General features: G+C 50.3%; 21 protein-coding genes and 5 tRNA genes. 17 read left to right on the forward strand and 9 right to left on the reverse strand.

The features are described from left to right. Window positions 1–237 precede the first annotated feature (237 nt). From kdsA to IC617_RS09905, 7 genes are all read right to left on the reverse strand, one after another. The gene (gene kdsA, locus IC617_RS09875; RefSeq protein WP_191144842.1) at window positions 238–1,095 is read right to left on the reverse strand and encodes a 3-deoxy-8-phosphooctulonate synthase; all 858 of its coding nucleotides are present in this window, start codon (window positions 1,093–1,095) and stop codon (window positions 238–240) included. A 37-nt stretch (window positions 1,096–1,132) separates the two neighbouring features. Beyond that, window positions 1,133–2,389, reverse strand: coding sequence for a DUF819 family protein (locus IC617_RS09880; RefSeq protein ID WP_224745917.1), 1,257 nt, complete (start codon window positions 2,387–2,389; stop codon window positions 1,133–1,135). Between the two features lie 16 nt (window positions 2,390–2,405). Beyond that, entirely contained in the window at window positions 2,406–2,777 is a 372-nt protein-coding gene (locus tag IC617_RS09885; protein WP_191144843.1) for a SirB2 family protein, read from the reverse strand. Window positions 2,778–2,779: 2 nt separating this feature from the next. Then, window positions 2,780–3,691, reverse strand: a complete 912-nt coding sequence (gene prmC / locus IC617_RS09890; protein ID WP_191144844.1) for a peptide chain release factor N(5)-glutamine methyltransferase — start codon at window positions 3,689–3,691, stop codon at window positions 2,780–2,782. Between the two features lie 2 nt (window positions 3,692–3,693). Beyond that, complete coding sequence (gene prfA, locus IC617_RS09895; protein WP_191144845.1) at window positions 3,694–4,785, reverse strand: peptide chain release factor 1; 1,092 nt, start codon at window positions 4,783–4,785, stop codon at window positions 3,694–3,696. Between the two features lie 27 nt (window positions 4,786–4,812). Then, window positions 4,813–6,078 (reverse strand): glutamyl-tRNA reductase, encoded by a 1,266-nt coding sequence (gene hemA, locus IC617_RS09900; RefSeq protein WP_191144846.1) that lies wholly within the window; start codon window positions 6,076–6,078, stop codon window positions 4,813–4,815. Window positions 6,079–6,268: 190 nt separating this feature from the next. Beyond that, window positions 6,269–7,066: a Cof-type HAD-IIB family hydrolase gene (locus IC617_RS09905; RefSeq protein ID WP_191144847.1), complete on the reverse strand. Its 798-nt coding sequence runs from the start codon at window positions 7,064–7,066 to the stop codon at window positions 6,269–6,271. Between the two features lie 1,050 nt (window positions 7,067–8,116). Between IC617_RS09905 and lolB the strand changes: the two genes are divergently transcribed. From lolB to IC617_RS09945, 8 genes are all read left to right on the forward strand, one after another. Next, on the forward strand, window positions 8,117–8,740 hold the full coding sequence (gene lolB / locus IC617_RS09910; protein ID WP_191144848.1) for a lipoprotein insertase outer membrane protein LolB: 624 nt from the start codon (window positions 8,117–8,119) through the stop codon (window positions 8,738–8,740). Continuing rightward, window positions 8,737–9,585, forward strand: coding sequence for a 4-(cytidine 5'-diphospho)-2-C-methyl-D-erythritol kinase (gene ispE, locus IC617_RS09915; RefSeq protein WP_191144849.1), 849 nt, complete (start codon window positions 8,737–8,739; stop codon window positions 9,583–9,585). The genes lolB and ispE overlap by 4 nt, the downstream gene beginning before the upstream one ends. 4 nt (window positions 9,586–9,589) lie before the next feature. Further along, window positions 9,590–9,664, forward strand: a tRNA-Gln gene (locus IC617_RS09920). A gap of 43 nt (window positions 9,665–9,707) precedes the next feature. After that, window positions 9,708–10,652 (forward strand): ribose-phosphate pyrophosphokinase, encoded by a 945-nt coding sequence (locus IC617_RS09925; protein WP_191144850.1) that lies wholly within the window; start codon window positions 9,708–9,710, stop codon window positions 10,650–10,652. Window positions 10,653–10,892: 240 nt separating this feature from the next. Beyond that, a complete protein-coding gene (locus IC617_RS09930; protein ID WP_191144851.1) occupies window positions 10,893–11,525 on the forward strand; it encodes a 50S ribosomal protein L25/general stress protein Ctc in 633 nt (210 codons plus the stop codon). Between the two features lie 18 nt (window positions 11,526–11,543). After that, complete coding sequence (gene pth, locus IC617_RS09935; protein ID WP_087505763.1) at window positions 11,544–12,131, forward strand: aminoacyl-tRNA hydrolase; 588 nt, start codon at window positions 11,544–11,546, stop codon at window positions 12,129–12,131. 60 nt (window positions 12,132–12,191) lie between these two features. Continuing rightward, window positions 12,192–13,283, forward strand: coding sequence for a redox-regulated ATPase YchF (gene ychF / locus IC617_RS09940; RefSeq protein WP_191144852.1), 1,092 nt, complete (start codon window positions 12,192–12,194; stop codon window positions 13,281–13,283). Between the two features lie 216 nt (window positions 13,284–13,499). Continuing rightward, window positions 13,500–14,057 carry a hypothetical protein gene (locus tag IC617_RS09945; RefSeq protein WP_191144853.1) on the forward strand — a complete coding sequence of 186 codons (558 nt, stop codon included), beginning with the start codon at window positions 13,500–13,502 and terminating at the stop codon, window positions 14,055–14,057. A gap of 32 nt (window positions 14,058–14,089) precedes the next feature. Here the strand turns inward: IC617_RS09945 and IC617_RS09950 are convergent, their stop codons facing one another. Then, window positions 14,090–14,959, reverse strand: a complete 870-nt coding sequence (locus tag IC617_RS09950) for a transporter substrate-binding domain-containing protein (protein WP_191144854.1) — start codon at window positions 14,957–14,959, stop codon at window positions 14,090–14,092. Between the two features lie 359 nt (window positions 14,960–15,318). On the opposite strand from IC617_RS09950, the gene IC617_RS09955 reads away from it, so the two are divergent. From IC617_RS09955 to IC617_RS09975, 5 genes are all read left to right on the forward strand, one after another. After that, on the forward strand, window positions 15,319–16,107 hold the full coding sequence (locus IC617_RS09955; RefSeq protein WP_191144855.1) for a substrate-binding periplasmic protein: 789 nt from the start codon (window positions 15,319–15,321) through the stop codon (window positions 16,105–16,107). A gap of 222 nt (window positions 16,108–16,329) precedes the next feature. Further along, window positions 16,330–16,406 (forward strand) — tRNA-Met (locus tag IC617_RS09960). A 13-nt stretch (window positions 16,407–16,419) separates the two neighbouring features. After that, window positions 16,420–16,504, forward strand: a tRNA-Leu gene (locus IC617_RS09965). A gap of 6 nt (window positions 16,505–16,510) precedes the next feature. Continuing rightward, a tRNA-Gln gene (locus tag IC617_RS09970) sits at window positions 16,511–16,585 on the forward strand. A 122-nt stretch (window positions 16,586–16,707) separates the two neighbouring features. Continuing rightward, window positions 16,708–16,782: transfer RNA gene (locus IC617_RS09975), tRNA-Gln, on the forward strand. 71 nt (window positions 16,783–16,853) lie between these two features. Here the strand turns inward: IC617_RS09975 and IC617_RS09980 are convergent. After that, window positions 16,854–18,068, reverse strand: coding sequence for an FAD-dependent oxidoreductase (locus IC617_RS09980; RefSeq protein ID WP_191144856.1), 1,215 nt, complete (start codon window positions 18,066–18,068; stop codon window positions 16,854–16,856). A 239-nt stretch (window positions 18,069–18,307) separates the two neighbouring features. Between IC617_RS09980 and miaB the strand changes: the two genes are divergently transcribed. From miaB to corC, 4 genes are read left to right on the forward strand one after another with little or no spacing between them, the layout of a single operon-like run. Next, window positions 18,308–19,738: a tRNA (N6-isopentenyl adenosine(37)-C2)-methylthiotransferase MiaB gene (gene miaB, locus IC617_RS09985; RefSeq protein WP_191144857.1), complete on the forward strand. Its 1,431-nt coding sequence runs from the start codon at window positions 18,308–18,310 to the stop codon at window positions 19,736–19,738. Between the two features lie 41 nt (window positions 19,739–19,779). After that, window positions 19,780–20,853 carry a PhoH family protein gene (locus IC617_RS09990; RefSeq protein WP_191144858.1) on the forward strand — a complete coding sequence of 358 codons (1,074 nt, stop codon included), beginning with the start codon at window positions 19,780–19,782 and terminating at the stop codon, window positions 20,851–20,853. Then, entirely contained in the window at window positions 20,853–21,323 is a 471-nt protein-coding gene (gene ybeY, locus IC617_RS09995) for an rRNA maturation RNase YbeY (RefSeq protein ID WP_191144859.1), read from the forward strand. The genes IC617_RS09990 and ybeY overlap by 1 nt, the downstream gene beginning before the upstream one ends. A 22-nt stretch (window positions 21,324–21,345) precedes the next feature. Further along, window positions 21,346–22,227, forward strand: a complete 882-nt coding sequence (corC, locus tag IC617_RS10000; protein WP_191144860.1) for a CNNM family magnesium/cobalt transport protein CorC — start codon at window positions 21,346–21,348, stop codon at window positions 22,225–22,227. Window positions 22,228–22,267 lie beyond the last annotated feature (40 nt).

Genomic DNA, 22,267 nt, shown 5'->3' on the forward strand with positions numbered 1-22,267 from the left:
TGTCTCGACTAGGCAATTCGCAAGCTGCGAAGGTTGCTGTGAACGATTCAATGCAAGTGGCTAGCCGCGATAGCAAACCTCACCCCATGCTGATGCTCAAGCACATCCTTGTGTCGCTCTAAATGCGGCATCCATGCCGCCTGAAGCAGCAAGTTGCGAGTTTTACTATCGCCCTAGGCGCTCCGGAGCGCTGCTGGAAGCCGCTTTGGAATTCAACGGTTGCGGAAGGAGCAGAAATTAAGGATTCTGCGTATCCAACGCGGCAAAGCCTTTGACCACTTCATCAACGGCTTTCATTTGCGCCAAGAACGGCTCCAGTTTGCTTAATGGCAATGCCGATGGGCCATCACATTTAGCATTATCCGGATCCGGATGAGATTCCAAAAATAAGCCGGCCAAACCAACCGCCATACCGGCGCGAGCCAATTCAGTCACTTGCGAACGACGACCACCAGAAGCAGCGCCCAGTGGATCGCGACACTGCAGCGAGTGAGTCACATCAAAGATCACTGGCAAGCCATCTGTGGCATTGAACATTTGGCTAAAGCCGAGCATATCCACCACTAGATTGTCGTAACCGAAGTTCGTGCCGCGCTCACACAAAATCAGGTTCTCGTTGCCACACTCTTTGAACTTATCGGCAATATTTTTCATCTGCCCTGGGCTTAAGAATTGTGGCTTCTTAATGTTGATCACCGCACCGGTCTTCGCCATCGCTTCAACCAAGTCGGTTTGACGAGCCAAGAAAGCTGGTAGCTGAATTACATCAACCACTTCTGCCACTGGCGCCGCTTGCTCAGGTTCATGGACATCTGTGATAACTGGAACATTGAAGGTTTGTTTGATCTCTTGAAAGATCTTCATGCCTTCTTCCAATCCTGGGCCGCGGTACGAGAACACCGAAGAGCGATTGGCTTTATCAAACGATGCTTTGAAGACCAACGGAACGCCAAGCTTTTCCGTGACCTTAACGTACTGCTCTGCCATCGCCATCGCTAAATCGCGCGACTCTAATACATTCATGCCGCCAAACAGAACAAAAGGTTTGTCGTTGGCAACTTCAATAGATTGAACCTTTACGGTTTTATGTTGCATGGTGTTGTCCTAATTTTTATTGTTCGTGACGCCGCAATTAAGGCGCCACGATTTGCATTAATTGACCACAGAGCCAAGCGGCATAAGTGCCAAGCGCGTAGCCTAATACGGCCAGCAATACCCCAACTGGAGCCAGCGACGGATGGAATGCTGAAGCGACGACTGGGGCCGATGCAGCACCGCCGACATTGGCCTGACTGCCCACTGCCATAAAGAATAGTGGCGCTTTGATGACCCGAGCGACAATCAACATCAAGCTGGCATGAATGCTCATCCAAATCATGCCAACCACAAAGTACTGCGGCGACTCAGCAATGGCTGTAATGTCCATGTGCAAACCAATAGACGCAACCAGAATGTAAATCATCACGGAGGCGACTTTCGAAGCGCCAGCCGCTTCGATATGACGGACACGGGTAAACGATAGCGACAAGCCCACGGTAGTGGCAATCACCACCAGCCAGAAGAACTTGCTATGCACGCTGTAAGGTTTCAGTGCAGGATAGTTTTCGGCGAACCAAGGACCGAGGAAGTCGGCGCCAAAGTGCGCCAAGCCGGTGATACCAAACCCCCAAGCGACGATCTTCATCAAATCGGTACCGCTTGGAATACGAGCGTGTTCAGCGTGGTAAGCTTCAACCTTATTTTTCAGATCTTCAATCGCAGAGCTGTCCGCGCCCACTTTGGCATCAATTTCTTTCGCTCGACCCGCCATCATCAGCAAACAAGCCATCCAGATGTTGGCGACAATGACATCAACCGTGACCATGGATGAGAAGATCTTATCGCCAACTTCGTACACCTCTTTCATCGCCGCTTGGTTGGCGCCACCACCAATCCAGCTACCAGCAACAGTAGTCATGCCGCGCCAAACGGCATCTGGCCCAGCGCCACCGACTGCATCGGGGTAAACCATCGACATCAGTAAGATGGCAATTGGACCGCCGATGACAATACCAAAGGTACCGGTGAGGAACATGATCAAGGCCTTTGGTCCCAAAGCGATGATTGCCTTTAGATCAATGCTAATGGTCAGTAACACCAAACACGCTGGCAGCAAATACCGAGTTGAGACGTGATACATGCTTGAGCCATGACCATCGACAATGCCAAAGGTATTCAGCAACGATGGCAAAAAATAACACAGCAATACCGCTGGAATAACGGTATAGAACTTACGCCAGAACGGGTGAGGGCTGGCGTGGGTTACAAAGATTGCCCCCAGAATAATGGCAAGCAGCCCAAGCACAACGGCATCGTTCGTGATTAATGCTTGGTGCATATCGTGCGACATTAACAACTCCTAAGGTTTAACCAAGAATAAATGGCACTTTGGTTCGTGCCAGATGAGCGATCAGCGCAATACAACCGATTGCGCCCACTAAACCGGCAACTCGAGTCGCTGCCGATTGAGCAAATTTGAAGATGTAAAAACCAAAGCCGATGTACAACACCACCATCACCAGCTTTTCCCACAGCCAAGGCTGCCCCAGCCAAGGCATCATACTTACCATGGTAATAGCAGCAATCAGCAACAAGGTATCAATGACATGGGGAACAATTTTGACCCACTTGCGTTGCAGTAAGTCACTACCTCGTAGCAACCAAACAGCGCGGGTAATGAGGAAAACCACAGAGAGAACGGCCAGCAAAACGTGCAGGTGTTTGATTCCGGTGTACATGATTATGCTTCCTTGTGTGATGCAATGGTTTTTATCGTTTTGGGTTGCGATTGCTCCAGCCACTGACCACCGCTAACGCGCGGTTGTCCAGCCAAATCACTGCGCCAGCTTACCGCTGAAAAGCCGCGCTGATTCAATAAGTCGCATACGGCTTGCGCCTGATCGTAACCATGTTCGAGCAACAGCCAGCCACCATCATTCAGATATTGTGGGGCTTGGTCAATGATCAGCCGAATATCGTCGAGTCCATCAATGCCAGAGGTAAGCGCTGAATTCGGCTCAAAGCGGACATCACCTTGGGATAGGTGTTCGTCATCTTCTGCTATATAAGGTGGGTTGCTGACAATGAGATCAAAGCCAAAGTCATCGGGCACTGCACCAAACCAATCGCTCTGCAGCACAGAGACGTTCGCCAGCTCTAGACTTCTGGCATTGGCTCTGGCCAGCGCAACCGCTTGCGCCTGTTGATCGACAGCCAGTAACAGCCAGTCTGGCCGCTCACTCGCTAGCGCCAATGCAATCGCGCCGGTTCCCGTACCAAGATCCAACACGCGATGTTGAGGCTGCGGTTGGCTGGCATGCAATAAAGGTTCAGGCAGCTGCAACTCCAACGCCCATTCCACCAAGCACTCGGTATCGGGCCGAGGGATTAAGGTACTAGAGTTCACTTGCAGCGGTAGCGACCAAAACTCCTTTTCACCGGTCAAATGAGCAACTGGCAGGCCATCTCGACGCTGAGTCACCAACTGGCGGAATTTAACTTCCTGCTCGGCAGATAGAATTTGTTCTGGCCAGGTGTAGAGAAAACTGCGGGGCTTTTGCAATACATGAGTGAGCAGCGCGACCGCATCGGTCGCGCCTTCTTGCTGCTGTAACTGCTCAGTTGCCCAACGCTGCGCCTCATCAATGCGCATGATTAGGCGCTACCCTCAGCCAATGCCGCCAACAAATCAGCCTGATGCTCTTGCATCAATGGCGTTAGTACCGCATCCAAATCACCATTGATGATTTCATCCAAACGGTACAAAGTCAGGTTAATGCGATGCTCGCTCACCCGTCCTTGCGGATAGTTATAGGTGCGGATTCGCTCGGAACGGTCGCCCGACGCCACCAGTGAACGGCGCATGCTAGTCTCTTCTGAGCGACGTTTTTCATCTTCAGCGGCCTGCAAACGGGCACTCAAAACCGCCATCGCTTTGGCACGGTTTTTATGCTGCGACCGCTCATCCTGACACTCCACCACAGTCCCCGTTGGCAAGTGAGTGATCCGAATCGCCGAGTCGGTTTTGTTAACGTGCTGACCACCAGCTCCGGAGGCCCGGAAGGTATCCACTTTCAAATCGGCAGGGTTAATTTCAATCGCTTCGGCTTCTGGCACTTCCGGCATCACCACCACGGTGCAAGCCGAGGTATGAATGCGGCCTTGGCTTTCTGTTTCTGGCACTCGCTGCACCCGATGACCACCGGACTCAAACTTCATCACCCCATAAGCACCGTCACCAACGACGTAAGCAATCACTTCTTTGAAACCGCCCTGCTCGCTTTCGTTGGCGTTCACTACCGAAACTTTCCAGCCACGAGTTTCGGCGTAGCGGCTGTACATGCGGAACAGGTCACCGGCGAAAATCGCCGCTTCATCGCCGCCGGCACCGGCACGGATCTCAACGTAGCAGTTGTTATCATCGTTGGGATCTTTTGGCAGTAGCAAGATCTCTAATTCACGATCTAAGGTTTCAATGCGCTCATTGGCTTCAGCAATTTCTTCTTGTGCCATTTCCCTCATATCTTCATCATCTTCAGCCAGCATTTCCTTTGCTGACGCCAGATCTTCTTGCGCCTGCTGCAATGACTGATAGCAATTCACTACACTCTCAAGCTGCGAGTATTCCTTTGACAAAGCGCGAAATTTTTCTTGATCGGCAATGGTTTCGGCATCACCGAGCAGCGCCTGCAGCTCTTCATAGCGTTCAATCAAACTTTCAAGTTTGGCAATAATCGACGGTTTCATAGATCCAAATATGTGTCTGCGAGCGCGCTAACGCTCGTCGTTTTTAAGGGCAAGGCCGAGGCTGTCGGCTAAATGCGAGAGGCGTTGCGACTGCTGCTCAGAGCCGGCTTGTTGCAACGCTTTGGTTGTTGGGTGTAACAGGGTGTTGGTGAGCTTATACGCGAGTTCGCGTACAACTTGCTCAGGCGGTAAGCCGTTGTCCAGCGACTGCAGCGCTTTCTCCACCAGCTCATCGCGTACTTCGGCACCTTGCTGACGATACTGTTTAATCGCGGACACGGACTGTTGAGATTGCAGCCATTGACTAAACAATTCAGCGTGTTCTGCAATCATGCCTTCGGCTTGTTGCGCGGCTTTTTCTCGCGAGCTCATGTTGTCGGCGATGATGTTTTGCAGATCATCAACGGTATACAAGTAAGCGTCACGTAAATCGCCAACTTCCGGCTCGACATCACGTGGCACCGCTAAATCCACCAGCAACATTGGCCGATGGCGACGGGCTTTGAGTGCGCGACTAACAGCACCTGCGCCGACAATCGGCATGGGGCTGGCGGTGGAACAAATCACGATATCAGCATGACCTAGGGCATCACCCAATTGATGCAAGGTGATCGGGCGGCCACCAAATTCATTGGCCAACAGCTCGGCTCGGTGCAGAGTGCGGTTGGCCACCACCGGCGCTTCAACACCTTGGTCACGCATATGTTTAGCGACCAGCTCAATGGTTTCACCGGCACCAACTAACAACACTTTGGCTTTACCGAGTTCGCCGAAAATATGTTTGGCTAAATTCACCGCGGCATATGCCACTGATACAGCGCTGGCACCGATGTCAGTGTGAGTGCGGACTTGTTTAGCGACCGTAAAGGCACGGTCAAACAAGCGCTCCAAGCGATAGCTCAATGTGCCAACAGCTTTGGCCTGCGCATAAGCTTGTTTAACCTGACCAAGAATTTGCGGCTCGCCTAAGATCAACGAATCGAGCCCACTTGAGACGCGCATTAGGTGTGTAATCGCTTCGAGTTGATTGAGCTGATAGGTATGCTCGGCAAGGTCGTTCAGGGTAACTTGATGGAAATCAGCCAACCATTGCAGCAAGGCTTGTGGCTCCGCTTCATCCTGAACATAAACTTCAGTGCGGTTACAAGTCGACAGGATCACTGCGCCCCTACACCCTTCTCGGTTGTGCAGTTGCTGCAATGCTTGCGGCAAGGTTTCGGGGTCAAATGCAACCCGTTCACGCAATGCCACCGGCGCGGTCTGGTGGTTAATTCCTAATGCGATTAACGCCATCGTCTTCGTGTAACTGAGCGGTGTTATCCAGCTGGCTGAAGCCTAGAATCAAGCACAAGCGCGATTCCGAGCGAATAATAATTTCTATTTTGACCGGCCATTCTACGCCAATTCGCAGTCTGTTAAAACATTATCAACAGCCTTCGGCGTTGGATAAATCATCTGTTCAGCAACCTAAGTGATAAAATCGCTAGGGCGATAAAAACAATTGCTCGAGATGCTGAGCGACCGCTTCTTCGGTATTCGAGCCAATAACCGGCAAATCGGGTAGCGCTTGTTTCAACTCGTCGGCACCGTTGGCCATGATTGCCGCTTGTCCCACCGCCGACAACATGAGCCGATCGTTGAGGCCATCACCAAAGCCTATGACTTGCTCGAACTCTAGCCCTTTGGCCTGCAGCACGACATCTAATGCTTGCGCTTTAGACACGCCGCCAGCCATCACTTCAAGACAAATCGGCAACGAGAAGGCAATACTCAGAGCATCGCCAAAGTGTTCATTTAACTGTTTCTCTAGCGCCTTTAACGCGGCGTTATCACCAATCCAAAACACTTTAGCAATGTGCTCTGTTGGCAACTGCTCATGTGGGGTGACTTGGTAGCTAAAGCCAGAGTCTGCATGAAACTTCAGCAACGATGGATTGTCTTCGGTCACCCACCATAAATCATCTTGATAGACATTGATTTTGGCTCCCGCTGGTGAACCAAACGCCAGCAACTCTTGCACTAAGTGCTGAGGAATGTCATGACGAAAAATGCAGTGCCCTTGGCGGTCATGAACACGAGCGCCGTTACAGGTGATCAAGAAAATTTCCATCGCCAGCTTTTGACGGATCACTTCGACATCAGCCCAAGGCCGGCCCGATGCCAGAATCAGCTTCATCCCTTGCTGAGTGAGCTCTTTCAGTACCCGTTGGGTGTACTCGCCAACGGTGTGGTCGGCATTAAGCAAGGTTCCATCTAAGTCGGAAACGATGGCTTTGATCATGTTGATAGCTCCAATTACTGCTAGATGAGGAGGCTAAGGCCTGCTGGAAATTGATGGTAAAGAATAGCATGAACAATTTGAGTCGTTGTCCGCCGAAGAGGCTGCTAGCAGCGCATCGGAGCATCTAGGGCGTTAGTAAACCTCGCAACTTGCTGCTTCAGGCGGCATGGATGCCGCATGCAGAGCGACACAAGGACGTGCTTGAGCGTCAGCATGGGGTGAGGTTTTCTATCGCCTTAACTGCCGATTCAACAGGCCCGCGTAATCTTCGCAGCTTGCGAATTGTCTAGTCGAGACGCCGTGAATACTTTGCTGACGGGCTCCTGCCCTCTGCAAAGCCCCGCTCCGGCTTCCTGCCTGCGCGACAACTTTATAAAGTTGTCCCCTGATGGCTCTGCTGCCGCTTCCCTGCGGCAGAAGCTCGACTACCCAACTCCCAAGCTACTCCCAAACCGCCCGTGTGCAGCTGAATCAGAAAGCGGCTGCTCAGATATTAGCGCTAAAGAGCAAGTTTTCGCTTTCTAACTCAGACACGGCGTAAATATGTCCCTATAGCCTCTACCGCAGCTTCTCTGCTGCGGAAGGTCTTCGTCAGCAATCGAAAACCTGCTCTAGGGAGTTGCGGAGTTTGTGACGCAATAAAACGGCTTCCAGCAGCGCACCGGAGCTTCTAGGGCGATAGTAAAACTCGCGACTTGCTGCTTCAGGCGGCATGGATGCCGCATGCAGAGCGACACAGGGATGTGCTTGAGCGTCAGCATGGGGGGAGGTTTGCTATCGCCCTCTCCGTCAAGTCAACAGACCCGCGTAGTCCTCGCAGCTTGCGAATTGTCTAGTCGAGACGCCGTCAATACTTCCATGTAGGCTCTGCTGCCGCTTCCCTGCGGCAGAAGCTCGACTATCCAACTCCCAAGCTACTCCCAAACAGTCCGTACTTCGATGAATCAAAGAAGCAGCCTCAGCCAAATCGACTTGCAAAACACAACTGAACATTCCACCGACTCGCTGATATACTGGCGCTCCTAGATTGGAGTAACAGGGCGTTTGGCAGTGAAAAACTGGATTGGCTTACTACTTGTGATTTGGCTTAGTGGCTGTGTCAGCTTACCGCCAGACTCTCAACATGCTGATTTAACAGCAGAACTACTGCAAGCCTATCAAGCTCACAGCGAACAGCTGGGTCAATTCGATAGCTGGCGAGCCAGCGGTAAATTAGCCTTTATCAGCCCAGAGCAGCGTCAAAGTAGCCGAGTAAACTGGCAGCATTCAACTGCCGAAACCCACATATTGCTGACCAACACCTTAGGCGTCACCTTACTGGAAGCCAGTCAAAATGCAGATGGTGCCAGCATGACAGTCGACGGCGAGCACTACCAGGGCCAATCACTAGCAGATTTGATTGCCCAACTGAGTGGTTATCGAGCCCCCTTTGATGCCATGAACCGATGGCTGACCGGCTATGCCGATCTGAAAACCATCAATGATGTGTCACTTGATAGTAACGGCTATTTGCTTGGCTTTTCTCAGTATTTACCAAACTGGGGCGTTTGGCATGTGGAATACAATGGCTACTATCCAGCAACTGATGAACAACCGGCTCTGCCATCTCGAATCACTCTAAAACACCCCAATTTAACGCTTAAACTTGCTATTAGCCGTTGGCAATCACAATGAAATTTCCATTAACGCTGCCGTCACCGGCAAAGCTCAATCTGTTTCTTCATATTAACGGCCGACTGCCAAACGGTTACCACGAGCTACAAACCGTTTTTCAGTTTGTTGACTACGGCGACACCATGACCTTTGAGCCACGCGACGACGGCGAGGTTTTATTAATCACCGAGTTCGACGGTGTTGATCATGATGACAACCTAATTGTCCGAGCCGCTCGTCTGCTGCAGCAACATACCGGCTGTCAGCAAGGGATTCAGATCAGCATCGATAAAATATTGCCAATGGGCGGCGGTATTGGCGGCGGCAGCTCCAATGCCGCTACGGTACTGTTAGCCTGTAATTACATTTGGAACACCAAGTTGCCACTTGAAGAGCTCGCTCAATTGGGACTGCAACTCGGCGCCGACGTCCCTGTATTTGTTCATGGCAAAGCAACTTTTGCCGAAGGCGTGGGCGAAAAATTTACCGACGTCAATCCAGAACAACCTTGGTATTTAGTCGTTTACCCTGATGTTCACGTTAACACTGGTACCATATTCAATCACCCTGACTTACCCCGCTCGACTGCCAAGTTAGTAAGCACCAACATCAAGCCAAATGAACTCGGCAATGATTGTCAACAATTAGTGGCTAAAACCTATCCGCAAGTTGAAAAAGCCTTACGCTGGTTGCTAGAATACGCGCCGTCCAAACTGACGGGCACTGGCAGTTGTGTGTTTGCTTCTTTTGAAACCCAACAGCAAGCTCATCAGGCGCTGCTAGACTTACCGGAGCCAATGACAGGATTTGTCGCCAAAGGCTGTAACACCTCGCCTTTGCACACGGCATTGCAGCAGCAACAATAACGATTGGGGTATCGCCAAGCGGTAAGGCAGCGGCTTTTGATGCCGCCATTCCCTGGTTCAAATCCAGGTACCCCAGCCATAATCAATACACAGGCAGCCACGACCCCGACGAGGTTAACACCGTGCCCGATATGAAGCTCTTCGCTGGCAACGCAACGCCAGAACTCGCTCAAAAAATTGCAGACCGTTTGTACGTCCGCCTTGGCCAAGCGTCAGTAGGCCGTTTTAGCGATGGCGAAATTGCCGTTGAAATTAAAGAAAATGTGCGTGGTTTGGATGTTTTCATCATCCAAAGTACTTGTGCACCAACCAACGACAACCTCATGGAGTTGATTGTTATGGTTGATGCCATGCGCCGCGCCTCAGCGGGCCGTATCACCGCCGTGATCCCTTACTTTGGTTATTCTCGTCAGGACCGTCGTGTACGTTCTGCACGGGTGCCAATTACCGCAAAAGTAGTGGCCGACTTCTTATCAAGTGTTGGCGTTGACCGCGTCCTCACCGTTGATTTGCATGCCGAGCAAATCCAAGGTTTCTTCGACGTACCGGTGGATAACTGTTTCGGTTCGCCAATTTTGCTCGAAGACATGTTGTCAAAAGACTTCAATGATCCGGTCATCGTGTCACCAGATATTGGTGGTGTTGTGCGTGCTCGTGCTGTGGCGAAGATGATGAACGACTGCGATTTGGCCATTATCGATAAGCGTCGTCCACGCGCCAACATCTCTCAGGTGATGAACATCATCGGTGATGTCAAAGACCGCGACTGTATCCTAGTGGACGACATGATCGACACTGGCGGTACTCTGTGCCAAGCGGCGAAAGCACTGAAAGATCAAGGTGCCAAGCGAGTGTTTGCTTACGCCACTCACCCTGTTTTCTCTGGCAATGCCATTGAAAACATCAAAAACTCTGTACTGGACGAAGTGGTGATCACTGACACCATTCCACTGCACCCAGAAATGGCTGCACTGCCGGTTGTTAGCCAGTTGACCATGTCTGGTTTGTTGGCGGAAGCCATTCGCCGGGTTAGCAACGAAGAGTCTATTTCGGCAATGTTCCGGTAACCTGCTGGTAAATAAGCCAAAAAAGCGAGCTGTTTAGCTCGCTTTTTTATTGCGCTCACCGGTTACCGCTCGTTAGCTGGCAATTGCGCCGCTAACAAACAGCTTGCGGTCTATTTCCTAACAAACAGCTTGCGGCGCTTATCCCCACAAGATAGAATACCGCGCCCCTGAAATCAGGGTTCTTAATTCTTGTTGGTTTTGGTCGCAAAAACCAACTCTTTAACTTATTGGAGACGACACATGTCTGATCAAATTACTCTGGATGCAGTAGTCCGTACTGACCTAGGGAAAGGTGCGAGCCGCCGCCTGCGTCACGCTGACAAAGTTCCTGCAATCCTTTACGGTGCCGAGCAAGAGCCACAAGCACTGACTTTGGATCACAGCAAAGTACTGAAAGCTCAAGAAGCTGAGTCTTTCTACAGCTCTGTAATCGACTTGAACATCGACGGTACGAAAGTACAAGCAATCGTTAAAGATATGCAACGTCACCCGTTCAAACCAAAAGTTACTCACTTGGACTTCTTGCGCGTTGACGCGACTCACGCTCTGGTTACTACTGTTCCAGTTCACTTCTTAAACGAAGAAACTGCTGCTGCAGTTAAGAACGGCGGTGTGGTAAATCACTTGGCGAACGAGATTGCTATCTCTTGCTTGCCAGCTGATCTGCCTGAGTACATCGAAGTTGATTTGGCTGACGTTGAAATTGGTCAAACAATTCACTTGTCAGAAATCAAGCTGCCAAAAGGCGTTGAGTCTGTAGAACTAGCAAAAGGTGAGTCTCACGACTTGGCTGTTGTTAGCATCTCTGCTGCTAAAGGCGGCGCTGCTGCTGACGAAGCAGAAGGCGAAGCCGCTGAAGGCGACGCTGAGTAAGATAGATAGTCCCCTAATATGGACCATCCAATCAAACTCGTCGTGGGTCTGGGAAATCCAGGCCCCGAATATACCAACACCCGCCATAACGCGGGTGTTTGGTTTGTGGAGGAGCTTGCCCGCATCCACCACGTCACGCTCAAACCCGAAGCCAAATTCCATGGCTATACCGCTCGCATCCAGCAAAACGGTACCGACTTTCGATTACTCGTTCCAACCACCTTTATGAATCGCAGTGGTCAGGCTGTTGCCGCCCTAGCACGCTTCTACCAGATTGAAGCGGAAGAAATTCTGGTGGCACACGACGAACTCGACATGCCTCCGGGCGTCGCTAAGTTCAAACGCGGTGGTGGCCATGGCGGTCATAATGGTTTGCGTGACATCATCAGCAAAATGGGCAACAACAAGAATTTCCTTCGCTTGCGTATTGGCATTGACCATCCTGGCGACAAAAATCGCGTGAGCGGTTATGTCTTAGGAAAAGCACCGCAAGCAGAGCAACAAGCAATTGATGCTGCCATTGACGAAGCTGCCCGCTGCTTCGATATTATCGGCAAAGACGGTTTGGCCAAAGCCATGAACCGCCTGCATAGCTTTAAAGCATAACCACAAGATTTCCAGCCAGCTCAACAAACGAGTTGGCCATCAATATCTAAGGAACCTGTTATGGGATTTAAATGTGGCATCGTCGGTTTGCCAAATGTTGGTAAATCAACCCTGTTCAACGCCTTGACTAAAGCTGGCATCGAAGCAGCTAACTTCCCGTTTTGTACCATCGAGCCAAATACAGGCGTGGTTCCGGTTCCCGATCCGCGTTTGCAGCAACTAGCGGACATCGTCAATCCGCAAAAAATTCTGCCGACCACTATGGAATTCGTCGACATTGCCGGCTTGGTAAAAGGCGCATCAACCGGTGAAGGTTTAGGTAACAAATTCCTAGGCAACATCCGTGAAACAGATGCCATAGGCCACGTTGTGCGCTGTTTCGAAAATGAAAACATCGTTCACGTTGATGGTAAGGTTGATCCGGCCTCAGATATTGAAGTGATCAACACTGAGCTGGCGTTATCTGACTTAGAAGCCTGTGAACGTGCTATTCAGCGCAACCTGAAAAAAGCCAAAGGCGGCGATAAAGATGCCAAGTTCGAATTGCCAATTCTAGAGCGCATTCAAGCGGTGCTGGAAGAAGGCGACATGATTCGAACCTTAGAGCTAACCAAAGAAGAAAAGGCGGCCATCAACTACCTTAACTTCCTCACCATCAAGCCAACCATGTACATTGCCAACGTCAATGACGACGGCTTTGAAAACAACCCGTACTTGGATGTAGTGCGTGAGATTGCCGAAAAAGAAAATGCTGTGGTGGTGCCGGTTTGTGCCGAAATCGAATCTGAGCTGGCCGAACTAGAAGACGAAGAACTCGAAGAATTCATGGCCGATATGGGCTTAGAAGAGCCAGGCTTGAACCGCGTCATTCGCGGTGGTTATGAACTGCTGCATTTACACACATACTTCACTGCGGGCGTTAAGGAAGTGCGTGCATGGACGGTACCGGTTGGTGCTACTGCGCCGCAAGCGGCAGGTAAAATCCACACCGACTTTGAGAAAGGCTTTATTCGCGCCGAAGTCGTTGGCTTTGATGACTACATCGACAACAAGGGTGAAAGTGGCGCCAAAGATGCCGGTAAGTGGCGCCTTGAGGGTAAAGAATACATCGTCAAAGATGGCGACGTGATTCACTTCCGCTTCAACGTCTAATCGTTCAACGGCTCATTTAGCTTGCTAAGGTCGCCCTATTGGCGACCTTTTTCATGCGTGCAAGGCAACTCTTCAATGGTCGTAAACATGACAGGCTGTCGTGGCAACAACAAAAATCCCTCACAACAAAAAAACAACTAACTGATTTTATTAATAATAGTTTTGGTTGGCATTTTGCTTCAGAAGTCTCGATATTCATTTATTCCGGAGTAAATCATGTTGTTAGATTCCTATGAAGAATCAGGCGTACTGTTCAACACCAACTTTAAAGCAATGACCAGTGATGGCCTGCAAGCCTACCGCGGCGAACTGGTACTGATCGACGGTGAAGTGGCCGATGCCTCAGGCCGACGCAAACCACCCACCTCATTGGTTCGCGATGTCGTGTTACTGGCTGACGATGCTAAATTGCAGATGGTCGTTGGCGGACTAGATTCAGTTGCAGAAATTGAATTGTTTATCGAGCGTTACGGCGCCGATCTCGCGCCCAATGCATCAATCTTCTTACTGGCGCCCAATGCACACACCGAAGCAAAAATTGAAGTCGCCGGTGTCAGCGGCTTCATGCTGCCGTGGGAGGCTATGGTTTGGGCACAACTCACCGAAGAGCTGCGTTTAGAGAAAAGCGACTTTAAAGGTCTTTCTGCCGCCGATAAAGTGGCGACAGCTTATGACGAGCTCAAATGCTATGAACCATCATTTCCGTTCATTCCATTGACTGAAATGGTCGCCAATGCCACCAGCGCTAAAAAAGAAACTCACGGCGCCATCTAAAGCGTTGTGCAAGGGGCTGCCGCAGGGCAGCCCTAGTGAATATCGCTTAATAGGAAGGGGCGATCTCGACGATAAAAAGAGGGATCAATATTGGTATTTTCCAGCTCAATAATGTTGAGATCGGCAATACCGAGTAAAGCAATTGCACCGCTGAAATAGCGCTGAAATAACAAATCCAACTCACCGTTGTCATGCGCCTTCATTAGCCCATAGTGCAGACGATCAGCCAATTCCGGTTGCTGTTTGGAAACCCAAAAGTACATTGGCAAATAGGTATACACGGCAAAGCGGTCATAAATTTCTAAATCGGGGATCTGCGAGCGATACACCGCAATCTCACGCTCAGCCTCATACACACCTCGCATCAATAACTGAAAGCGCTGTGCTTCGAGCATTTTAAATAGTCCCGCATAATCGCTGCCATACACCACTTTATAACCGTGAGACTGCAGAATATTGGCTGTTGACCAACCTTCGCCCTGACCGATAAGTACCTGCTTTAAGTCTGCTGCAGTATCGATATCGGCCAAGCGTTGTTGATTAGATTTCGTGGTGATGAACAGGCGATAGCTTGCTAACCCCTTGAGCAATGGGAACGGCACCATTAGAGCTTTGGCTCGCCAGTCGGGGGTCGGCATCGAGATTGCTAGCGATTGTGTGCCTTTCTCCAGCTCTCGCAGTTGCCGCTTGATGGTGGCGGCAACGTCCTTTCGTTGCAATTTGTAGGCACCATATTTATCAACCGAGTTGTCTAGCGCCAGCACTAACAACTCTTGCGCATACACATGATGATTGGCGGCTCTGTGTATTGTTGGCAAATAAACAACGTCTTCCGCATGACTCAGCCATGCAGTGCAACAATAAACGATTGCCAATAGCGCTTTGATATATGTCCGCTTCACATCATATTCATCCGCAGCAGTGAATGGCAGAGGCGATGAGCTGACTCTGAAAAAGCTACTATAGCGAAAAGCCTCGAGCCTGTTGATCTTTAGTGTCTATTTTTGCACCAGTTTGTTACGGAGTTATCAGCCACTAAACATCTGCGGAATGACACGGCAGCGAACTACTGACATCACAATAATTGTTATGATGATATCAAACATATTACGTTTATGTCAGAATAATGACGACTGCGTAAGACTGAACTCATAATTCATTAGCCAGTTGTTGTAAGAAGGGATATCGAACAAGCAGTCCGGCTGAAGCGAGCCGATAGAATAACTCAACAGCAGGAATAGGATACTTGCGGAAGTGTCTTATGCTGCAGAACGAGGACGATACCGATATGCCGAATGCCACCAATTATCCCTTATCAGTGATTGCGAAATTAGTTGCTGTTGCTGTTGCTGCCGCACTGGCGCTATCCGCTTCCACTATAGCGGCGGAGAAAATAGCAGCGCCACGGGCACTGGTGTTGACGCAAAACAGTCTGGGTAAAAATTTCATATGCGCCCAAGACGCCCTCGCTAAAGCTTACCGACAACTCGGCATTGCAGTTGAATACAAGATATTTCCCAGTAAGCGAGCATTGACCATCGCCAATGCAGGTAAAGCCGACGGCGAAATGCTGCGGGTCGCCGGAGCGAACCTGCAGTACCCCAACTTGATTCAAATACCCGTTCCTATTTGTCAACTCACCTCGGTAGTCATCGCCAATGGCAACGTCAGCGCGACTTCTTTTGAGCAGATGCGAAATTATCGCTTAGGCATCACCCTTGGTTTTGTCGACCATGAACATGTCGCCCAACAATACAAGTTGAATGTAGTGCGCGTAACGGAGCACGATGTACTCATTGATATGCTGTTAAAAGATCGTGTTGATGCAATTTTCTTAACAGAAAACGAAGCACAGCAGCTCATCAAAAAAGAAGAAGGCAGTCACTTAACCATTGTGCGTTCACTTGATCGAGACTTATTTCTTTATCACTACTTGCATAAAAAACATCAAGATCTGGTGCCATTAATCACCGAGCAACTGACACAACTTGAGCGATTAGGACAAATAAATCGGACCGACATCCTCAAATTACCGCGGCGCAATCATTAGAGCCTGTTGATCTTTGGTGTATGAATTAGTCTCGATTAGTCAGCCTGCAAAGCACAGTTGTTGATTTTTTGCCGAAAATAACGCCAGTTTCAGCGAAAATAGTTCAAATCATGAACAAGCAAAAAAATTGCTGAAAAAGGGGCTTGACGAGCCCCCCTCCGATTCGCATAATACGCGCCACCAACGGCAAGGGTGAGTCCCAAACCGAAGGTAAAAGAAGATGGCTATGTAGCTCAGCTGGTTAGAGCACAGCACTCATAATGCTGGGGTCGCAGGTTCAAGTCCCGCCATAGCCACCATGTCTTCTTATGTGCGGAAGTGGCGGAATTGGTAGACGCACCAGATTTAGGTTCTGGCGCCGCAAGGTGTGAGAGTTCAAGTCTCTCCTTCCGCACCATTTTGTTGGGGTATCGCCAAGCGGTAAGGCAGCGGCTTTTGATGCCGCCATTCCCTGGTTCAAATCCAGGTACCCCAGCCATTATTCTAGAGTTGAGATAATTGCTTTCAGTAATAATCTTGATTCTGGTAACAGCTCAGCCACTTAGAGTTGTTGCCATAAAAAGCTTGCTTGTGCAGGCTTTTTTAATGACCCAGTTTTGTTGGGGTATCGCCAAGCGGTAAGGCAGCGGCTTTTGATGCCGCCATTCCCTGGTTCAAATCCAGGTACCCCAGCCATATATAGAAAAGCCCGCTCTCGTAGCGGGCTTTTTTGATCGTTAGATTTATTAGCAGGCAAATGCCTAGATTCAAATCGACCGACTTCCGGTCACACCACAAGCATATTTGGTTGCCAGAGTGCGTGCTGCGGGAAGTTTGTTGACCAGACTTAAACCTAACTGACGGGCTAACTTGAGGGGCGGTAAGTCATTGCTAAAAGTGGCATAAATCGCATCCATCGCCGACATCATAGCGAGGTTGTCGGCTTTTCGTCGGCGCTCGTAGCTCTGCAACACCGCATCGCTCGCCCAGTCTGGGCGCTCAGCAATAACGTCAGCAAACGCCCGTACATCCCGAAAACCAAGATTGACACCTTGACCTGCCAGCGGATTGATCAAATGAGCGGAGTCCCCCAATAACACCACTCGGCCCTTGGCATAAACTTGGGCATGCTGGCGAGTAAGCGGAAACGAAGCCACCTGCTCAATGGTAAAATCGCCCACCGCAGCCGGAAACGCTTGCAGCAACTCACTCTTAAGCTGAGCTGCTGGCAATTGCTTTAATCGAGCCACTTCATCAGCATGGTGATACCACACCAATGAGCCTTTGCCTTGCGCCAGCGGTAAAAACGCCTTTGGGCCTGTCGCTGCCATCTGCTGCCAAGTGATATCTTGCGACTCAACATGGGTATCAATGCCAACCACCAGCGCATGTTGCTGATACTGCCAACCCTCAACGCCAATGCCAGCCAGCTGCCGGAGGCGCGATAAACCGCCATCGCAGGCCAAAACAAGTTGCGCCTGATACAACTGACCGTCAACCGTTAACGTTGCTCGGTCGTCGGTCTGTGACAGCGATTCGATAGCTTGAATCAATCGGCAATCGATTAATTCATGTTGTAAACAGCGTTGCCACAACACCATTTGCACCACGTCATTTTCAACAATGTGGCCCAAATGGGACTGTTCAATATCGCTAGCTCGGAACTCCACCGGCTCCAATTGATCTTCCCAGACCGCCAAACGACGGTAAGGGCAAACCCGAACCGCAGCAATATCCGACCAGCAGCCCACTTCAGCAAGTAACTGCTCGCTGGCGAGATTCAATGCAGACACTCGCAGCCCCATTGGCGAGTCAGCATCAATCGACTTTGGCTCAAATCGCTCCAGCACAATCACTCGTTTGCCCTGCTCGGCAAGCAACAAGGCAGTGGTGCACCCCACCATGCCGCCGCCCACAATGATGATATCGGCCTGTTCAGAGGCTGCGCCTTGTGTCGCGAAAGATTGATTACTGGCGTTCATTGTTGTCCTTTTTATCACCGAGGTAAGGTTGCTTGATAACCATGCAGCGCTTGGTGCTACTCATGCGCCTCATTATGTCCTGATTTAACGAGCGAATCACCTGCCGCAACCGCGCCAATATTCACTCTCCGTGCCATCTGTATAAAAATCATTCACCGCAACTATGGTCAGCAGCGAAAACAGGCGCTAAAATACGCCTCCTTATTTTTCAGCCAGCGGTATTAAAGGCCAACACACGAATGAGCAAAAAACTTCATATCAAAACTTGGGGCTGCCAGATGAACGAATACGATTCATCAAAAATGGCCGATCTCCTCAATTCAAATTCCGGTTACGAATACACAGAAGAGCCGGAAGAAGCCGATGTGTTGCTGCTTAACACCTGCTCAATTCGTGAGAAAGCGCAGGAAAAGGTGTTTCACCAACTGGGCCGCTGGAAAGATTTGAAAGCGAATAAGCCTGACTTAGTCATTGGCGTGGGTGGTTGTGTTGCCTCTCAAGAAGGGGCTGATTTACGTCAACGCGCGCCAATTATTGACGTGATCTTCGGGCCGCAAACTTTGCACCGCTTGCCTGAGATGATTGCCGCCGCCCAAGCCGGTGAGCCCGTAGTTGACGTCTCGTTCCCTGAAATCGAGAAATTCGACCGTTTGCCGGAGCCTCGCGCGGAAGGTCCAACGGCCTTCGTCTCCATCATGGAAGGCTGTTCTAAATACTGTACCTTCTGCGTGGTGCCATACACCCGTGGGGAAGAAGTCAGTCGGCCACTTGATGACGTGCTGTATGAGATTGCCCAGCTCGCCGACCAAGGCGTTCGTGAAGTAAATCTGCTGGGGCAAAACGTGAACGCCTACCGTGGCGAAACTCACGATGGTGAGATCTGTCATTTCTCTGAATTGCTGCGTTTAGTCGCCAGTATCGATGGTATTGACCGCATTCGCTACACCACCTCTCATCCCGTCGAATTCACTGATGACATCATTGAAGCTTATGCCGATGTGCCTGAGTTGGTCGATCACCTGCACTTGCCAGTTCAGTCCGGCTCTGATCGAATTCTAAACTTGATGAAGCGCGGCCACACCGCCATTGAGTACAAATCCAAGATTCGTCGATTGAAGAAAATTCGGCCGAATATCTGCATGAGCAGCGACTTCATTGTTGGCTACCCAGGCGAAACCGCGGAAGACTTTGAAGCCACCATGAATCTGATTAAAGCGGTGGATTACGACATTAGCTTTAGTTTCATTTACAGCGCCCGTCCGGGCACGCCGGCGGCTGATTTACCGGATGATGTCACCGAAGAAGAAAAGAAGCAGCGTCTGCACATCTTGCAAGCGCGCATCAATCAGCAAGCGCAAAAAATTGCTCGCGACATGCATGGCACCGAGCAGCGCATTTTGGTTGAGGGGCCTTCGAAGAAAAATCCAATGGAGCTTCGTGGACGTACCGAGAACAATCGGGTAGTGAATTTTGAAGGTGACCATCGCTTGATCGGCAAATTCGTTGACGTGAAAATTGTTGATGTGTTCCCCAACTCACTGCGCGGCGAATTCATTCGTTCAGAAGACGAAATGGGCTTACGGGTCGAAACGGCTCCGGCAGAAATTCTGGCCCGCCGCCAAGTTGCACAAGAAAGCAACGGCGCCGTGATGTTCGATCCGAACGCTTAATCACACATTACTTAACTCTAAGAGAGACAAGGCAAAACACATTGAGCCAAACACTAACGACTGTTGAGTTTTCCCTCGAGCCGGCCGAAAGTCGCCGGCTTTCTGCCCTCTGTGGCCCGTTTGATGACAATATCAAACAAATCGAACGTCGCCTCGGCGTTGAGATTGCCTACAACGGCAACAACTTCAAAGCCATCGGTACCGATATTCCAGCACAAGCCGCAGCTGACGTATTGCGTCGCCTCTATTTGGAAACAGCACCGGTAAAAGGCATTTATAGCGATATCGAACCTGAGCAAGTGCACCTTGAAATTCAAGAAAGCAATGCGCTAGAGCAACAGCGCGATAAAGCAGCAGAGCACGCTTGGCAAGGCAAAGAAACCTTTATCAAAACCAAGCGCGGCGTGATCCGCCCTCGTGGCCCAAATCAAGCGCAATATGTAGCGAATATTTTGAACCACGACATTGCCTATGGCATTGGTCCGGCTGGTACCGGTAAGACCTATCTGGCCGTGGCAGCAGCTGTGGATGCCTTAGAGCGCCAAGAAATTCGTCGCATCCTGCTCACTCGCCCAGCGGTGGAAGCAGGCGAAAAGCTCGGCTTTTTACCCGGCGATTTAAGCCAAAAGGTCGATCCTTATTTGCGTCCTCTCTACGATGCCCTATTTGAAATGATGGGCTTTGAGAAGGTTGAGCGCCTGATTGAGCGCAACGTCATTGAAGTCGCACCGCTCGCTTACATGCGTGGCCGTACCTTAAATGACGCCTTTATCATTCTTGATGAAAGCCAAAACACCACCGTCGAGCAAATGAAGATGTTCCTGACTCGGATTGGCTTTAACTCCAAAGCGGTGATCACCGGTGACATCACCCAAATCGACTTACCGAAAAATCAGAAGTCTGGCTTGCGCCATGCGATTGAAGTACTCGAAGGCGTCGATGGCATTAGCTTCAATATGTTTATGGCCGAGGATGTCGTCCGTCACCCAGTGGTTCAGCGTATTGTTCAGGCTTACGATGCCTTTGATCAAAAGCAGGCTAAAATGAAGGCCGATGCTAAACGTGCTGCTGATGCTGAAAAAGCAGCCGCCAAAACCACGGATTCAAATGCTTAATGTTGATTGAGCTTGATTTACAGCTAGCAACGCAGCACTCAGGTGTTCCCAATCAAGCCATGTTTGAAACGTGGCTTGCTACTGCCTTGGTTGCGGTACAACCGAATGCTCCAACTTCACCGCAGGAAATCACGATTCGAGTGGTTGATAGCGATGAAAGTCAGCAGCTTAATAGCACTTATCGCGGTAAAGAAAAACCAACCAATGTGCTGTCATTTCCGTTTGAAGCACCGCCCGGAATTGTCTTGCCATTGCTCGGTGATTTAGTGATTTGCGCCGAAGTTGTCGCGATTGAGGCACAACAGCAGCAAAAGCCACTAGAACATCATTGGGCCCACATGGTCATCCATGGCCTCTTGCATTTACTCGGCTATGATCATATACAAGACGATGAGGCTGAGGTAATGGAACAAAAAGAGCGCGACATACTCGCGCAACTTTCGATTCCAGATCCTTACATCGAACGCTGAGAGCACAACGAAACAGGACATCATGAGCGACGATAACCCCCACTCTAGCAGCGGCTCTGCGCCGAAAGGCTGGCTAGAAAAATTGGGCCAACTATTCCACGCAGAGCCGAAAAATCAGCAAGAACTTATCGAAATTATCAAAGACGCCCAATCCAACGGCCTATTTGATACTGACATTGCTCAAATGATTGAGGGCGTGTTGGAGGTTGATGACTTACGAGTTCGAGACATTATGATCCCGCGCTCGCAAATGGTCACCGTCGAGCTCACCCAGACGGTCGACGAATTCATGCCTACCTTGCTGGATTCCGCCCATTCCCGCTTTCCGGTGATCTCGGAAGACAAAGACCACATCGAAGGCATGCTACTGGCAAAAGACTTGCTGCCCTATGCGTTTGGCCGCAACGACAATCCATTTAGCCTTGAAGACGTGTTGCGTCCGGCAGTGGTTGTGCCCGAAAGCAAGCGGGTCGATGTCATGCTCCGAGAGTTCCGCGCCAATCGCTATCATATGGCGATCGTCATTGATGAATATGGCGGCGTTTCTGGTTTGGTCACCATTGAAGACATTCTCGAAGTCATTGTCGGCGAAATTGAAGATGAAACCGATGATGTTGAAAGCGAAGGCGATCCAATTCGCCAGGTCAGCAAACGCCTGTATTCGGTTCAAGCACTGACTGCGATTGATCAATTCAATCAGTATTTTGAAACTGATTTCAGTGACGAAGAGTTCGACACCGTCGGTGGCATGGTCGTTCACGCCTTTGGCCATATGCCAGAGCGCGGTGAGTCGATTAAGCTAAGCGGCTTCCAGTTTAAAGTCATGGCGACTGACAAGCGAAGAGTGTCGCAACTGCAGGTTAAAGTGCTCAAAGAGCAAGCTGAAGAGACGATTACGGAATAGCCAGCCCAAGGTGCTAAATCACTGATGTTTGCCGCTGACT

The sequence above is a fragment of the Neiella litorisoli genome (assembly GCF_014773395.1).
In the GTDB taxonomy this organism is placed as follows: Bacteria; Pseudomonadota; Gammaproteobacteria; order Enterobacterales; family Neiellaceae; genus Neiella; species Neiella litorisoli.

Excerpts from the sequence above, each read along its gene's own strand:
- IC617_RS09980 (WP_191144856.1), bottom strand. The coding sequence starts at position 18,068 with ATGAACGCCAGTAATCAATCTTTCGCGACACAAGGCGCAGCCTCTGAA.
- IC617_RS09945 (WP_191144853.1), top strand. The coding sequence starts at position 13,500 with ATGTTGTTAGATTCCTATGAAGAATCAGGCGTACTGTTCAACACCAAC.
- prmC (WP_191144844.1), bottom strand. The coding sequence starts at position 3,691 with ATGCGCATTGATGAGGCGCAGCGTTGGGCAACTGAGCAGTTACAGCAG.
- hemA (WP_191144846.1), bottom strand. The coding sequence starts at position 6,078 with ATGGCGTTAATCGCATTAGGAATTAACCACCAGACCGCGCCGGTGGCA.
- IC617_RS09885 (WP_191144843.1), bottom strand. The coding sequence starts at position 2,777 with ATGTACACCGGAATCAAACACCTGCACGTTTTGCTGGCCGTTCTCTCT.
- prfA (WP_191144845.1), bottom strand. The coding sequence starts at position 4,785 with ATGAAACCGTCGATTATTGCCAAACTTGAAAGTTTGATTGAACGCTAT.
- ychF (WP_191144852.1), top strand. The coding sequence starts at position 12,192 with ATGGGATTTAAATGTGGCATCGTCGGTTTGCCAAATGTTGGTAAATCA.
- ybeY (WP_191144859.1), top strand. The coding sequence starts at position 20,853 with ATGTTGATTGAGCTTGATTTACAGCTAGCAACGCAGCACTCAGGTGTT.
- corC (WP_191144860.1), top strand. The coding sequence starts at position 21,346 with ATGAGCGACGATAACCCCCACTCTAGCAGCGGCTCTGCGCCGAAAGGC.
- IC617_RS09905 (WP_191144847.1), bottom strand. The coding sequence starts at position 7,066 with ATGATCAAAGCCATCGTTTCCGACTTAGATGGAACCTTGCTTAATGCC.
- IC617_RS09930 (WP_191144851.1), top strand. The coding sequence starts at position 10,893 with ATGTCTGATCAAATTACTCTGGATGCAGTAGTCCGTACTGACCTAGGG.
- IC617_RS09955 (WP_191144855.1), top strand. The coding sequence starts at position 15,319 with ATGCTGCAGAACGAGGACGATACCGATATGCCGAATGCCACCAATTAT.
- ispE (WP_191144849.1), top strand. The coding sequence starts at position 8,737 with ATGAAATTTCCATTAACGCTGCCGTCACCGGCAAAGCTCAATCTGTTT.
- IC617_RS09880 (WP_224745917.1), bottom strand. The coding sequence starts at position 2,389 with ATGTCGCACGATATGCACCAAGCATTAATCACGAACGATGCCGTTGTG.
- pth (WP_087505763.1), top strand. The coding sequence starts at position 11,544 with ATGGACCATCCAATCAAACTCGTCGTGGGTCTGGGAAATCCAGGCCCC.
- kdsA (WP_191144842.1), bottom strand. The coding sequence starts at position 1,095 with ATGCAACATAAAACCGTAAAGGTTCAATCTATTGAAGTTGCCAACGAC.
- miaB (WP_191144857.1), top strand. The coding sequence starts at position 18,308 with ATGAGCAAAAAACTTCATATCAAAACTTGGGGCTGCCAGATGAACGAA.